Genomic DNA, 12,737 nt, shown 5'->3' with positions numbered 1-12,737 from the left:
ACCCTCGTCGGATCAGCTGGCGGTGCAGGTCGCCGTCGGGGCGGTGGCGGTGCCGGTGTGGGTGCCGAGGAACCCGAAGGTGGCCTCGGCGGCCGGGGCCAGCGCGCCGTTCCAGTTGACGTTGCGGGCGGTGACCGCGCTGCCGGTCTGGGTCAGCTCGGCGTTCCAGGTCTGGGTGATCTGCTGCCCGGCGGGCAGGGTGAAGGTGACCCGCCAGCCGGTGGTCCGCGCGACGCCGGTGCTGCGCACGGTCACCTCACCCTGGTGACCGCCCTGCCACTGGTTGGTGATCCGGTAGCTGGCGGTGCAGGCCACCCCGGCGGGCGGCGACGTGGTCGGCGGGTCGACCGTGGGCGACCCGGTCGGACCACCCGTGGGGCTCGCCGTCGGGGTGGGTGAGGTGGTGGGGCTGACCGTCGGGGTGGGCGAGGCGGTCGGGGTGGGCGAGGCGGTCGGGGTGGGCGAGGCGGTCGGGGTGGTCCCGCCGAGGGCGGCCACCAGCGCCGGGTACCACCGGTCGGACATCTTCTGGTCGCCGGCCGCGTTGGGGTGCACCCCGTCGTAGGTGTCGGTGGTGGTGCTGAACCCGGTCCACTGGTCGACCACCACGATCGGCGACCCGGCGGTGGTCTTCCCCGCCGCCCAGCCGTCGATCGCGGCGTTCAGGGCCACCGCCCGCTGGCCGCACTCGGCGCAGCTGGACGGGGCCATCGGGATGATCTTCGCGACGATCACCCGCATCGCCGGGTTGCTGGCCCGCATCTGGTCCACCAGCTTCGAGTACGCGGCGAGAATGGTGGCCGGGGCGATGTTGCTCCACACGTCGTTGGTGCCGAAGTGCATCAGCACGATGTCGGGGCGGGTCGCGGCGAGCCAGCCGGGCAGCAGGTTCTGGTCGGCGACGTTCGTCACCAGGTAACCACCGTGGCCCTCGTTGTCCCCGTCGTACGGCTGGCCGCAGCCCTGCGGGCCGAGGGTGCCGACGAAATCGGTGTTGGTGTGGCCGGTGGACTGGAGACGGTTCCAGAGCACGGACCGCCAGCAGCCGGGCGAGCCGGTGATCGAGTCGCCGAGCGGCATGACGCGGACCGGGGTGGCGGCGGCCGGCCGGGCCGGGCTGGCGGCGACCAGCCCGACGAGCAGGGTGAGGGGGACCGCCGCGAACGCGGCGAGCAGGGCGGCGAGGAACGGCCTTCGGAGCATGGCGAGGGGACTCCTGTCACGTGACGACGTGCGGTCGGTGACGGCCCGGTTGCTCCCACGGACATCCCAGCAGACCGCGCGCCCCGACTCAACGCCCTCCCGCATCCTGACGAAGCGCTTCGACGCGCAGCCGCTCCTCCAACTCGGCCAGGGTGTCGACGAACCGGAGCTGGCGGCCCCGGTCGGCCTCGACGACGAAGTCGCGCAGGGCGGTGCTCCGCGTGACGTGCCCGGAGATGTCGCCGACCACGGCCAGCCGCAGCCGGTAGTTGACGAACTTCTGCACCACCTCGCCCGCCACCCCGGTACGCAGCGTGAAGAACTCGACGGCGAGCCGGCGGACCGGCAGCACCACCAGCTCGACCCCGTGGCCCAGCGCGGCACCGATCACGTCGGTGGCGTCGTCGCCGCCGCAGATCTTCGGCCCGTCGGGAGCGCAGGCGAGCGCGGTGCAGCCGGCGAGGGTGACCAGGGTGTCGGTGGACATGCCCGCCAGCCTAGGCAGCGCCGGCCCGCCCCGGCCCCGGTTTTCCGGCGCGCAGCCGGCCCGTGGTGCAGCGGCGGACCCACCCGGGCGCAGCGGTGCGGACCGGGCGGCGGGCCGTACGACTCAGTCGCCGTCGGCGCGGCGGTCCCGCTTGCGCTGCGACTGCCGTTTCTTGTCGGCGAGACGGCGTTCCTTGGCACCCCGCGACGGTCGGGTGGGGCGACGGGGGGGCGGGGGCGGGGCGACGGCGTCGCGCAGCAACGCGGCCAGGCGCTCCCGGGCCGCCTCCCGGTTGGCCAGCTGCGCCCGGTGCTCGCTGGCGGCGATGGTGAGCACCCCGTCGACCAGCCGGCCGGCGAGCCGCTCCAGCGCCCGTTCCCGCAGCACCGGGGGCAGGCTGGTGGTGCCGGCCAGGTCGAAGCTCAGCTCGACCCGGGAGTCGGTGGTGTTGACACCCTGCCCGCCGGGCCCGGACGAGCGGGAGAACCGTTCCCGCAGCTCGGCGGCGGACACGGTCCACCGATCGGTCACCCGCAGTCCGTCGTCCACCCCGCGAGGCTAACGCCCCCGGTTGACCCCGTGCGTCGCGGTCACCGAGGGCGAGGGGCCGGGAGCCGGTTCCGCCCGGTCGTGGTCGGGCCGGCACCGGCTCAGCCACCCTTGCCGATGATCGTGTCGGCGGTCTGCTGCACCTGGTCGATGGGGATGGCGAAGCCGATGCCGATCGAGCCACTGCCGTCGATGGTGGCGATCGCCGTGTTCACCCCGACCACCTCGCCCCGGGCGTTGACCAGCGGGCCACCGGAGTTGCCCGGGTTGATCGACGCGTCGGTCTGCACCGCGCTGCGCCGGTTGGTGCCCAGCCGTACCTGCCGGTTGAGGGCGCTGACGATCCCGGCGGTCACCGTGCCGGCCAGGCCGAGCGGCGACCCGACCGCGAGCACCGGCTCGCCGACCCGGGTGGACCGGGGCTTGGCCAGGGGCAACGGGGCCAACCCGGCGGCCGACGGCACCTTCAGCACGGCCAGGTCGCTGCCGGGTTCCCGGCCCACCACCTCGGCGGCGTACCGGCGGCCGTCCGGCATCTCCACGGTCACCGCGCCACCACCCCCCTTGGCCAGGATGTGGTCGTTGGTGACGATGTGCTGCTCGTTGTCGATGGCGAAGCCGGAGCCGGTCGCCGACTGCCCGGTGGCACCCCCGCCGACCAGCACGGACACCACCCCGGGGACGGTCTTCTGGGCGGCGGTGACCAGTTCCGCCGGCACCGGGGCGGCGGAGGCCGCCGTCGGGCCCGCCCCGCCCTGGCCGGCCACCCAGCCGCCGGCCGCCGCGCCGGAGACGGTGGAGAGGGCGACCACCGCCGCGGCGGTCCACAACCGGCCACGCCAGCGCCGCCGGGACGGGTCCTCCCCCGGCCCCGGTACGTCCCACCGGGGCCGGCCGTCCGGTCCCAGGTCGGGTGAGAGGAACCAGGGACCCCGGGGCTCCCCCAGACCGGTCTGTACTGCCATACGTCCGCTCCTCACTGTGCGCTGCGACGGATCAGGGGCAGGTGGGCCAGCGCCGTCCACCTCAGGGCAGGCGGGAGAACCAGCGCATCGATCCGGCCGCCGCACCCATGGCGAAGACCAGTCCGAGCCCGATGAACCGGGCGGAGATGTCCTGACGTTCCTTGCGGTAGCCGACCGAGGAGCCGATGTCCTCGTACACGTTGCGCAGTTCGGCGCTGCTGCCCGCCTCGTGGAAGCCGCCCCCGGTCTGGTCGGCGACCGCCCGCAGGGTCTGCCCGTCGACCGGCACCTGGATCGGCCGGCCACCCCGGTCGACGAAGCCACCCGGGGTGCCGAACGAGATGGTGTGCACCGGCACCTTCGCCGCGACGGCCGCCGAGGCCGCCTCCATCGGGTCCGCACCGGAGGTGTTCGCCCCGTCGGAGAGCAGGATGACCCGGGCCGGCGGCGGCTGCTCGGCCGCCTTCTCGTCGAGGCTCTTCACCGCGCCGAGGGAGGCGCTGATCGCCTCGCCGATGGCGGTGCCCTGCACCCCGGTGATCCCCTCGGCGAGCCGGTCGATGCCGTCGTGCAGGGCGCCCCGGTCGGCGCTCGGCGGCACCAGCACCGCCGCGCTGCCGGCGAACGCGACCAGCCCCACGTTGAACTCGTCGGGCAGCCCGTCGACGAAGGTCCGGGCGGCCTCCTTGGCGGCGGTCAACCGGTCCGGTTCGACGTCGGTGGCGAGCATCGACGTGGAGACGTCCACGGCGACCATCACGGTGGCCCGCTCACGGGGCACCCGCACCTCGGCGGTGGGCCGGGCGAAGCCGACCACCAGCAGCGCCAGCATGGCCAGGAAGAGACCGGCGGGCACGTGCCGCCGCCAGGCGGGTCGCTGCGGGGCGACCCGGTCGAGCAGCCGCAGGTTGGTGAAGCGGACCGCGTACCGGCTGCGTCGGCGCTGCATCAGCAGGTAGCCGGCGGCCAGCACGACCACCCCCAGCAGCAGCAGGAGCCGGGTGGGTGACTGCCAGTTCACGCGACACCTCCCCGGGACGCGGCGGGCGCCATGGCCAGCCGACGCTGGGTGTGCACGTGCCGCACGATGTCGGCGGTCCAGTCCCGGTCGGTGCGCAACGCCAGGTGACCGGCCCCGCTGCGGCGCAGCGCCCGGGCCACCTGGGCGCGCTGCGCGGCGGCGGCGCTGGCGTACCGGCGGCGCAGCCCCGGGTCACCGGTCCACACCTCGCGCCGCCGGCCGGTCTCCGGGTCGACCAGGGTGATCAGGCCGACGTCGGGCAGCTCCAGCTCGCGGGGGTCGGTCACCTCGACCGCGAGCACCTGGTGCCGGGCGGCGAGCCGGCGCAGCGTCGGCTCCCAGGGGGCCGGGGCGTCGTGGTCGTCGGGGAGCCCGTCGAGGAAGTCGGAGACCACCACCACCAGCCCCCGCCGCACGGCGGTCCGTTGCACCGCCGCGAGGGCGGCGGCCAGGTCGGGGCCGGCCGGCGGGGTGGTCGGTGGTTCGGCGTCCGCCCGGGGGGCGTGCAGCAGCGTGCGGAGCAGGCTCAGCAGGTGGGTACGCCCGCTGCGGGCCGGGAACCGGCGCAGCCCGTCGGTGCTGAGCACCTGTGCGCCGAGCCGGTTGCCGGTCCCCGCGGTGAGGAAGCCGACCGCGGCGACGGCCGCCACCGAGAGTTCCCGCTTGTCCAACTCGGCGGTGCCGTACTCCATGCTGGGGCTGGCGTCGACCAGCAACCAGGTGGTCAGCTCCCGGTCCGCGTCGACCTCACGCACGTGCGGGACGGTGGTGCGGGCGGTGACCGCCCAGTCCATCCGGCGTACCTCGTCCTCACCGGGGCGGTACTCCCGGCTGCCGGCGAGTTCGCTGCCGGGGCCGGGCAGCAGGCCGCGCAGCTGACCCTGGAGCAGCCCGTCCAGGCGGCGGGTGACGGTCAGTTCGAGGCGGCGCAGCCGCTGTTCGGGGGCGAGGTCGGCCAGCGCCGGGCCGGCGGGTGCCGGGGCGGTCGGGGGTCTCACGCCGCCGCCAGGACGGGCGTGTACTCGGGGTGGCCGGTGGCGAGCACCGGGGGCGGCACCGCCTGGACCAGCCGGTGCACCACCGCCTCGGCGGAGACCCCGTCGGCGACCGCGTCGAAGGAGAGCACCAGCCGGTGGGCGAGCACGTCGACCGCGAGTTCGCGGACGTCCTCGGGGAGCACGTACTCGCGGCCCCGCAGCAGCGCCTGGGCGCGGGCGGCGGCGACCAGGCCGAGGGTGGCCCGGGGGCTCGCCCCGTACGCCAGCAGCGGGGCGATCTCCGGCACCCCGAAGCGGGCCGGGTCACGGGTGGCCAGGATCAGCCGGACCACGTACTCGGCGAGCGCGTGGTGCACGAAGACGTGGGCGGCCCGGCGCTGGTAGTCGCGCAGCCGGACCGGGTCGAGCACCCGACGTGGGCGGGGTCGGTCGCTGCTCATCCGGTAGAGGATGGCCAACTCGTCGGCGTCGCTCGGGTAGTCGACGACGATCTTCATGAGGAAGCGGTCGCGTTGTGCCTCGGGGAGTTGGTAGACCCCCTCGGACTCGATCGGGTTCTGGGTGGCCAGCACCAGGAACGGTTCCGGCACCGGCCAGCTCCGGCCGCCGATGGTGACCTGCCGCTCGGCCATCGCCTCCAGCAGCGCGGACTGCACCTTGGCCGGGGCCCGGTTGATCTCGTCGGCGAGCACCAGGTTGGCCATGATCGGGCCGAGTTCGACGTCGAAGCTCTCCTTGGAGGCGCGGTAGATCCGGGTGCCGACGATGTCGGAGGGGACCAGGTCGGGGGTGAACTGGATCCGGGTGAAGGTGCCGCCGACGACGGTGGCGAGGGTCTGCGCGGCCAACGTCTTGGCCACCCCGGGCACCCCTTCCAGGAGGCAGTGCCCGTTGGCGATCAGCGCGGTGAGCAGTCTTTCGACGAGCCGATCCTGCCCGACGATCACGCGTCTGACCTCGAAGAGGGTCTGTTCCAACTCGGCGCCTGCCGCGTCGGCTTCGACCGGGCTGGGCAGGCTGGCCAGGGTGTCCGAGATGTCCGTCACGGTGCTTGCTTCCCGGGGCGGCCGGCAGGCAAACGTCGGAATTTCCGCTCCTGTCAGGCGGTTTCCCACCCGGATCGGGACGACCTGCCCGTTGGGGCGGCAACACCGTGAGGCGGTAGGAGCCGTACCCCGGCCGGTGTCGACGACGGGCCTCCACAGCAGACGGTGCCGACCCCCGGGTGGGGGCCGACACCGTCGACGGGGCCGCGCCTCAGTTGGCGACGAACAGGTGGAACGGCTTGCTGGACACCGATCCGCCGGAGCTGTACGTCTGGACGAAGACGCCGTTCGGCGTCTGGTTGCGCGGCGCGACCGAGATCTCACCGGCCGGCGGCACGTTGAACTGGTCGTTGGTGCCGATGGTGGCCTGGAACGCCTTCCCGACCACGCTGTAGTCGAGCAGCACCTGGTACTGGCCGGTGCCGTACTTGGTCGCCGAGACGACGTTGGCCGAGTGCTGGAGCAGGGTGCCGCCGCTGGTGACGACCGCCCAGGCGACCGAACCTGCGGCCGGCGGGGCGAGCGACACCTTCAGCGCCGCGCGGGCCTGCTGGGCTTCGGCCGCAGTTACGGACGGCTGACCGGCGACGCCGGCCTGCTGAGCCCCGGGCTGAGCTACCTCGGCCGGGGCCTTGGTCGCCGGCTGGGCGACGGCGATCCCGCCGCCGGCCAGGGTGAGCGCCAGGACGCCGAGCGTCACCGCCGCCGCCTTACGCCTGAAGAATGTGGCCATGACAGGTCTCCCTTTTGTGACCGTGGCAATACGGCCGGCCCACCGTTCGGAGAGCCGGATGGGTCTGGTGCGGACGGGCCGGAAATGACGCGGACAGAAGAACTCCACCCGCGCCGGAAGTGTTGGACGAACAACGCTTCCAACCGGTCTGAGCTGGGATTACTACGCTCCGTTGCGGCACCTCAACGAGGAGGAACGTAACATCAGCAAAAGCGGAGCGTCAATAGCGAGCCAATCCGTTTTGCCATCTTTAAAATGATGTTGGAAATTGCGAAAGATGAACTCTCACCCATTCATGAATCGGCTCCGGCGTCCCTGCGCAACGGCGTCGGCCACTAGGCTGGCCGCCGTGCTCCTGATCTCGACGCCGTCCACCACCCGACGTCCCGCCGCCACCCTGATCTGCTGGCTGGCGGTGGCACCCGGCCTCGCCTGGGCGGTGGTCCGCCTCGCCGGGCTGGACCGGGGCCCGCTGGTGCAGGCGCTCGCCTTCACGCCGTACGTCGCGGGGTGGAGCCTGCTGGCGCTGGCCCTGACCCTCGCCCTGCGACGCCGGTGGCCGGCGGTGGCCGCGACGGTCGCGGCGCTGGCCCTGGTCGGTGCGGTGGCACCCCGCGCGCTGCCCGCCGGGCAGCCGGCGGTCCAGGGGCCCGAGCTGCGACTGCTCACCGCCAACCTGCTCAAGGGGGGTGCCGACGCGGCCACCCTGGTCGCGCTGGTCCGCCGGCACCAGGTGGACGTGCTCACCGTGCAGGAGTTCACCCCGGCGGCGCGGGGCGCCCTCGACCGGGCCGGCCTCGCCGACCTGCTCCCCCACCGCCAACTCCACCCCGAGGTGGGCACGACCGGGTCCGGGCTCTACGCCCGTTTCCCGCTCTCCGCCGGAGGCTTCCGACGCAACGCCGGCTTCGCGTTCACCCAGGCGTACGCGACGGTGGCGGTGCCCGGTGCGCCGGCGCTACGGGTGGAGTCGGCCCACCCGGCGGCACCCTGGTCGGTCGGGGTGGTCGGCGAGTGGCGCACCGACCTGGCGGCCCAGCCGCGCGCCACCCCCGACGGTCAGCTCGGCATCCTCGCCGGGGACTTCAACGCCACCCTCGACCATTCCCCGTTGCGTGCCCTCCTGGCGAGCGGATACGTGGACGCCGCCGACGCCGTCGGGGCAGGGCTGGTGGGCACGTGGGGCCCGTACGACGGCGACCCGATCCCGCCGGTCACCATCGACCACGTCCTGGTCGACCGCCGGATCGCCGTCCACGCGGTCACCGTCCACCAGATACCCGCCACCGACCACCGCGCCGTGCTGGCCACCCTGCGCCTGCCCACCCCGTGACGGCGGGAACGCCGGCTCAGACCCGGGCCCGGTCGAGGCCGTAGGTGAGGGCGTCGACCAGGGCGTGCCAGGAGGCTTCCACCACGTTGGGGTGCACGCCGACGGTGGTCCAGTCGCGGCCGGTCCCGTCGGCCGTCTCCACCAGCACCCGGGTCACCGCGCCGGTGCCGTGGGTGCCCTCCAGGATGCGCACCTTGTAGTCGGCCAGCTCGAAGTGGCGCAGCTGCGGGTAGTACCGGGACAGCCCGACCCGCAGCGCCTCGTCGAGGGCGTTGACCGGGCCGTTGCCCTCGGCGGTGGCGATCACCCGCTCACCGCGTACCCGGATCTTCACGGTCGCCTCGGAGACCACCGCGCCGTCCTCCCGGTGCTCGACCAGCACCCGGTACGACTCCAGCGCGAACGGTCGCACCGGGGCGGCATCCGGCAGCTCGGAGCGGACCAGCAGCTCGAACGACGCGTCGGCGGCCTCGAACGACCAGCCCTCCGCCTCCAGCTCCTTGACCCGGGTGGTCACCTTCGACACGGCGTCCGGATGGCCGGCCAGGTCAAGACCCAGCTCGCGGCTCTTCAGCTCGATGCTGGCCCGGCCGGCCATCTCGGTCACCAGGATCCGCATGTCGTTGCCCACCACCGACGGGTCCACGTGGTTGTAGAGCAACGGGTCGACCTTGATCGCGCTCGCGTGCAACCCCGCCTTGTGGGCGAAGGCGGCGGCCCCGGCGTACGCCTGGTGGGTGTCGGGGGCGATGTTGGCGATCTCGGCGATGGCGTGCGAGACCCGCACCATCTGTTCCAGGCAGCCGTCGGGTAGGACGGGCAGCCCGAGCTTGAGCTGGAGGTTGGCCACGACGGCGAAGAGGTCGGCGTTGCCGGGGCGCTCGCCGTACCCGTTGGCGGTGCCCTGGACGTGCCGGACCCCGGCCTCGACGGCCGCGATCGTGTTGGCCACCGCGCAGGCGGTGTCGTTCTGGGCGTGCATGCCGAACAGCTCCGGGGCGATCCCGGTCCGCACGGTCAGGTCGGCGATCGCGGCGGTCACCTGGGACGGCAGCATCCCCCCGTTGGTGTCGCAGAGCACGAACCGCTCGGCACCGGCGGCGAGCGCGGTCTCGACCACCGAGGCGGTGTACGCCGGGTCGTGCCGGTACCCGTCGAAGAAGTGCTCGCCGTCGACGAAGACCCGCCGCCCCTCGGCTACCAGGTGGGTGACCGTGTCCCGGACCATCGCCAGGTTCTCCGCGCCGGTGGTGCGCAGGGCGCGTTCGACGTGCCGGATGTCGGCCTTGGCGACCAGCGCGACGGCCGGGGTCTGCGCGTCGAGCAGCGCGCGCACCTGCGGGTCGTCGGCGACGGCGACCCCGGCCTTGCGGGTGGCCCCGAACGCGACCAGCAGGGCGTGCCGCAGATCCAGCTCGGTGCGCGCCCGGCGGAAGAACTCGGTGTCCTTCGGCACGGCGCCCGGCCATCCGCCCTCGATGAAGCCGACCCCGAACTCGTCGAGCAGCCGGGCCACCGCGAGCTTGTCGATCACCGAGTAGCTGAGCCCCTCGCGCTGGGCGCCGTCACGCAGCGTGGTGTCGTAGACCTGGAACGTCATCGCGAGTCCCTTTCTTCGGACCGTCGAACCTTGCGGGGGCAACAAAAAGACCCCCCGCGGATGCGGGAGGTCTGCGCGCTCGGCGGAGGGGAGGCCGGCGCGCTAGCTGCCAATAATGCGGGCGGAGCTGGTCACGGTCGCCACTCTGCCACTCCGCCCCGATTCTGGGAGGCAGAATCCACATCCCGGGACGGGATGTGTGGGACGTCTCCCCTCGGGTACCTCAGATGCGGACACGAAGCGCTTTTCTCCGATAACGACTACGGCAGTCGAGGCAGGAGTTCTCATGGACAGGCTCGACCCGCACACCGCCCACGGCACCACGGACCCGATGGTCGACGACGGCCAGGGCGCGATCGCCGGCGGCGCCCCCGGCGGGGCGTTCAACCCGTGGAGTTACCGCGACGAGGCCGGGGTCGCCGACGCCGACCTGGTCGGCTACAAGGTCGAGGCGACCGACGGCGGCATCGGCAAGATCGACGAGGCCAGCCACGAGGTCGGCGGCAGCTACCTGGTCGTCGACACCGGCCCGTGGATCTTCGGCAAGAAGGTGATGCTCCCCGCCGGCACCATCAACCAGGTCGACCACGACGACCGGAAGGTCCACGTCGACCGCACCAAGGACCAGATCAAGGCCGCTCCCGAGTACGACGAGACCAGCCACAGCGACCCGGCCTACCGGGACAAGCTGGGCGGCTACTACGACGACACCTACGGCAACCTTCCCCCGGGCACCGCCCGGTAGCCGGTCGGACGGCCCGGTAGGCGGTCGACGGGCATGGCGGTCGATCGAAGGCCACGGCCGGCGGGGCGTACACACGCCCCGCCGGCCGTTACCGTGTCCGGGTGAACCCCACCGAGGACAGCCGCCGGATCCCGTTCGCTGCGATGTTCAACTTCCGCGACGTGGGTGGCTATCCCGGCCACGACGCCCGCACCGTCCGCTGGGGGCGGCTCTACCGGTCGGACTCCCCGCACCGGATCGACGGCACCGACCGGGAAGCGTTCAGCGCCCTCGGCATCCGCACCGTGATCGACCTGCGCCGCCCGACCGAGGTGGACCGGGACGGCCGGGTGCCCGACCTGGACGGCCTGTCCTACCGGCACATCCACCCGGAACACGCCGACTGGGCGGCGCAGACGCACGACCCGGATTCCAGCCTGGCCCGCTACCTCGCCGACCGCTACGCCGACCTCGCCGAGACCGGCACCGCCGGGCTGGCCGAGGCGGTCGGCCTGATCGCCGACAGCGCCAACGCCCCCGTCCTGGTGCACTGCGTCGCGGGCAAGGACCGCACCGGCATCGTCTGCGCGCTGACCCTGTCGGTGCTGGGCGTCGACGACGACCGGATCGCCGCGGACTACGCGCTGAGCGCCGAGGCGTCCCAGCGGTTCAGCGCCTGGCTGGCGGAGGCCATGCCGGACGCCCAGAAGCCACCCGCCCCCTTCCTCGGCTCCCCCGCCGAGGCGATGTCGCTCTTCCTCGCCGAACTCCGCCAGCGGCACGGCTCGATCGAGGACTACCTGCACCACGCGGGTGTGACGGACGCCCAGCTCGCCGCCCTCCGCGACCACCTGCTGGAGCAGCCCACACCGGAGTGACCCGGCCCCGGGCGGTCAGCGGATGTGCGTCACCCAGCCGTGCGGGTCGGGGGCGTCGCCGCGCTGGACCGCCACCAACTGCTCCCGCAGCGCGGAGGTGGACCGGCCCGGCTCACCGCCGCCGATCACGAACTCGCCGCCGGGGTGACGCACCCGGGCGACCGGGGTGATCACCGCGGCGGTGCCGCAGGCGAAGACCTCGCGCAGCCGGCCGCTCTCCGCGTCGGCCTGCCACTCGGCGAAGCTGACCGGTCGTTCGACGACCTGGTGCCCGGAGGCGGCGGCCAGGGCGAGCAGCGCGTCCCGGGTGATGCCCGGCAGGATCGTGCCGGTCAGCGGCGGGGTGACCAGGGTGTTGTCGTCGTAGACGAAGAAGACGTTCATGCCGCCCAGTTCCTCGACGTAGCGGCGCTCCACCGCGTCCAGGAAGACCACCTGGTCACACCCGGCCTCGATCGCCTCCGCCTGGGCGGAGAGCGACGCGGCGTAGTTGCCGCCACACTTGGCCGCGCCGGTGCCACCGGGAGCCGCCCGGGTGTAGTCCGGGGAGACCCAGACGGTGACCGGCTTGACCCCACCGGCGAAGTAGGCGCCGGCCGGCGAGGCGATGACGCAGTAGAGGTATTCGTTGGCGGGGCGGACCCCGAGGAAGACCTCGCTGGCGAACATGAACGGCCGCAGGTAGAGGCTGGTGTCGGCGCCCTCGGGAATCCAGTCCCGGTCGATCTCGACCAGCTTGCGCAGCGACTCGACGAACAGCTCCGCCGGCAGCTCCGGCATGGCCAGCCGCCGCGCGGAGGCGATGAACCGGGCCGCGTTGGCCTCCGGCCGGAACATGGTGATCGAGCCGTCGGCCGTCCGGTACGCCTTCAGCCCCTCGAAGATCTCCTGCGCGTAGTGCAGGACGGCGCTCGCCGGGTCCATCGGGATCGGCGCACGGGCCTCGATCCGGGGGTCGTACCAGCCCTTGCCGTCGGCGTACCGGATGGTCACCATGTGGTCGGTGAAGACCCGGCCGAAGCCGGGGTCGACCAGCAGGGCGGCCCGTTCGACGGCGGATACCGGCGCGGGATTCGGACGGATCTCGAAATCGAGCATGTCACCACCGCTCATCGCGCTGACCTCCCTGCGGGTTGACGGCACGCGGGGACCACGCACCGAGCTGCTGTTCAGAAACCTACCCCGAACGGTCGTTCAGCG

The 12,737-nt window shown here is 73.3% G+C and carries 13 protein-coding genes; 3 read left to right on the top strand and 10 right to left on the bottom strand.

Features of this window, described 5'->3' with window-relative positions; genetic code table 11:
* Positions 1 to 12 precede the first annotated feature (12 nt).
* The 8 genes from GA0070216_RS14605 to GA0070216_RS14570 all read right to left on the bottom strand — a co-directional run bounded on the left by GA0070216_RS14605 (position 13) and on the right by GA0070216_RS14570 (position 7,002).
* Positions 13 to 1,203 (bottom strand): cellulose binding domain-containing protein, encoded by a 1,191-nt coding sequence (locus GA0070216_RS14605; RefSeq protein ID WP_091245643.1) that lies wholly within the window; start codon positions 1,201 to 1,203, stop codon positions 13 to 15.
* An 88-nt stretch (positions 1,204 to 1,291) separates the two neighbouring features.
* On the bottom strand, positions 1,292 to 1,690 hold the full coding sequence (locus GA0070216_RS14600) for a DUF4180 domain-containing protein (RefSeq protein ID WP_091245640.1): 399 nt from the start codon (positions 1,688 to 1,690) through the stop codon (positions 1,292 to 1,294).
* A gap of 123 nt (positions 1,691 to 1,813) precedes the next feature.
* Positions 1,814 to 2,239 (bottom strand): alternative ribosome rescue aminoacyl-tRNA hydrolase ArfB, encoded by a 426-nt coding sequence (arfB, locus tag GA0070216_RS14595; RefSeq protein WP_091245637.1) that lies wholly within the window; start codon positions 2,237 to 2,239, stop codon positions 1,814 to 1,816.
* A gap of 101 nt (positions 2,240 to 2,340) precedes the next feature.
* Positions 2,341 to 3,204 carry a S1C family serine protease gene (locus GA0070216_RS14590; protein ID WP_091245635.1) on the bottom strand — a complete coding sequence of 288 codons (864 nt, stop codon included), beginning with the start codon at positions 3,202 to 3,204 and terminating at the stop codon, positions 2,341 to 2,343.
* Positions 3,205 to 3,265: 61 nt separating this feature from the next.
* On the bottom strand, positions 3,266 to 4,225 hold the full coding sequence (locus tag GA0070216_RS14585) for a VWA domain-containing protein (protein ID WP_091245632.1): 960 nt from the start codon (positions 4,223 to 4,225) through the stop codon (positions 3,266 to 3,268).
* Complete coding sequence (locus tag GA0070216_RS14580; protein ID WP_091245629.1) at positions 4,222 to 5,223, bottom strand: DUF58 domain-containing protein; 1,002 nt, start codon at positions 5,221 to 5,223, stop codon at positions 4,222 to 4,224. Before GA0070216_RS14580 ends, GA0070216_RS14585 begins: the two co-directional genes overlap by 4 nt.
* Positions 5,220 to 6,269 (bottom strand): AAA family ATPase, encoded by a 1,050-nt coding sequence (locus GA0070216_RS14575; protein ID WP_091245626.1) that lies wholly within the window; start codon positions 6,267 to 6,269, stop codon positions 5,220 to 5,222. Before GA0070216_RS14575 ends, GA0070216_RS14580 begins: the two co-directional genes overlap by 4 nt.
* 211 nt (positions 6,270 to 6,480) lie before the next feature.
* Positions 6,481 to 7,002, bottom strand: a complete 522-nt coding sequence (locus GA0070216_RS14570) for a hypothetical protein (RefSeq protein WP_091245623.1) — start codon at positions 7,000 to 7,002, stop codon at positions 6,481 to 6,483.
* A gap of 355 nt (positions 7,003 to 7,357) precedes the next feature.
* On the opposite strand from GA0070216_RS14570, the gene GA0070216_RS14565 reads away from it, so the two are divergent.
* Positions 7,358 to 8,335, top strand: a complete 978-nt coding sequence (locus tag GA0070216_RS14565) for an endonuclease/exonuclease/phosphatase family protein (protein ID WP_425413156.1) — start codon at positions 7,358 to 7,360, stop codon at positions 8,333 to 8,335.
* 16 nt (positions 8,336 to 8,351) lie between these two features.
* On the opposite strand, the gene cimA is transcribed toward GA0070216_RS14565, so the two are convergent.
* On the bottom strand, positions 8,352 to 9,935 hold the full coding sequence (gene cimA / locus GA0070216_RS14560; protein ID WP_091245616.1) for a citramalate synthase: 1,584 nt from the start codon (positions 9,933 to 9,935) through the stop codon (positions 8,352 to 8,354).
* A gap of 286 nt (positions 9,936 to 10,221) precedes the next feature.
* Between cimA and GA0070216_RS14555 the strand changes: the two genes are divergently transcribed.
* The gene (locus tag GA0070216_RS14555; protein WP_091245613.1) at positions 10,222 to 10,680 is read left to right on the top strand and encodes a PRC-barrel domain-containing protein; all 459 of its coding nucleotides are present in this window, start codon (positions 10,222 to 10,224) and stop codon (positions 10,678 to 10,680) included.
* 101 nt (positions 10,681 to 10,781) lie between these two features.
* Positions 10,782 to 11,537, top strand: coding sequence for a tyrosine-protein phosphatase (locus GA0070216_RS14550; protein ID WP_281190423.1), 756 nt, complete (start codon positions 10,782 to 10,784; stop codon positions 11,535 to 11,537).
* Positions 11,538 to 11,552: 15 nt separating this feature from the next.
* On the opposite strand, the gene GA0070216_RS14545 is transcribed toward GA0070216_RS14550, so the two are convergent.
* Entirely contained in the window at positions 11,553 to 12,650 is a 1,098-nt protein-coding gene (locus GA0070216_RS14545; RefSeq protein WP_091245610.1) for a branched-chain amino acid aminotransferase, read from the bottom strand.
* Between the last annotated feature and the right edge of the window lie 87 nt (positions 12,651 to 12,737).

It is taken from the genome of Micromonospora matsumotoense (assembly GCF_900091525.1).
GTDB lineage: Bacteria > Actinomycetota > Actinomycetes > Mycobacteriales > Micromonosporaceae > Micromonospora > Micromonospora matsumotoensis.
This window is presented reverse-complemented; position numbering and strand designations above follow the sequence as displayed.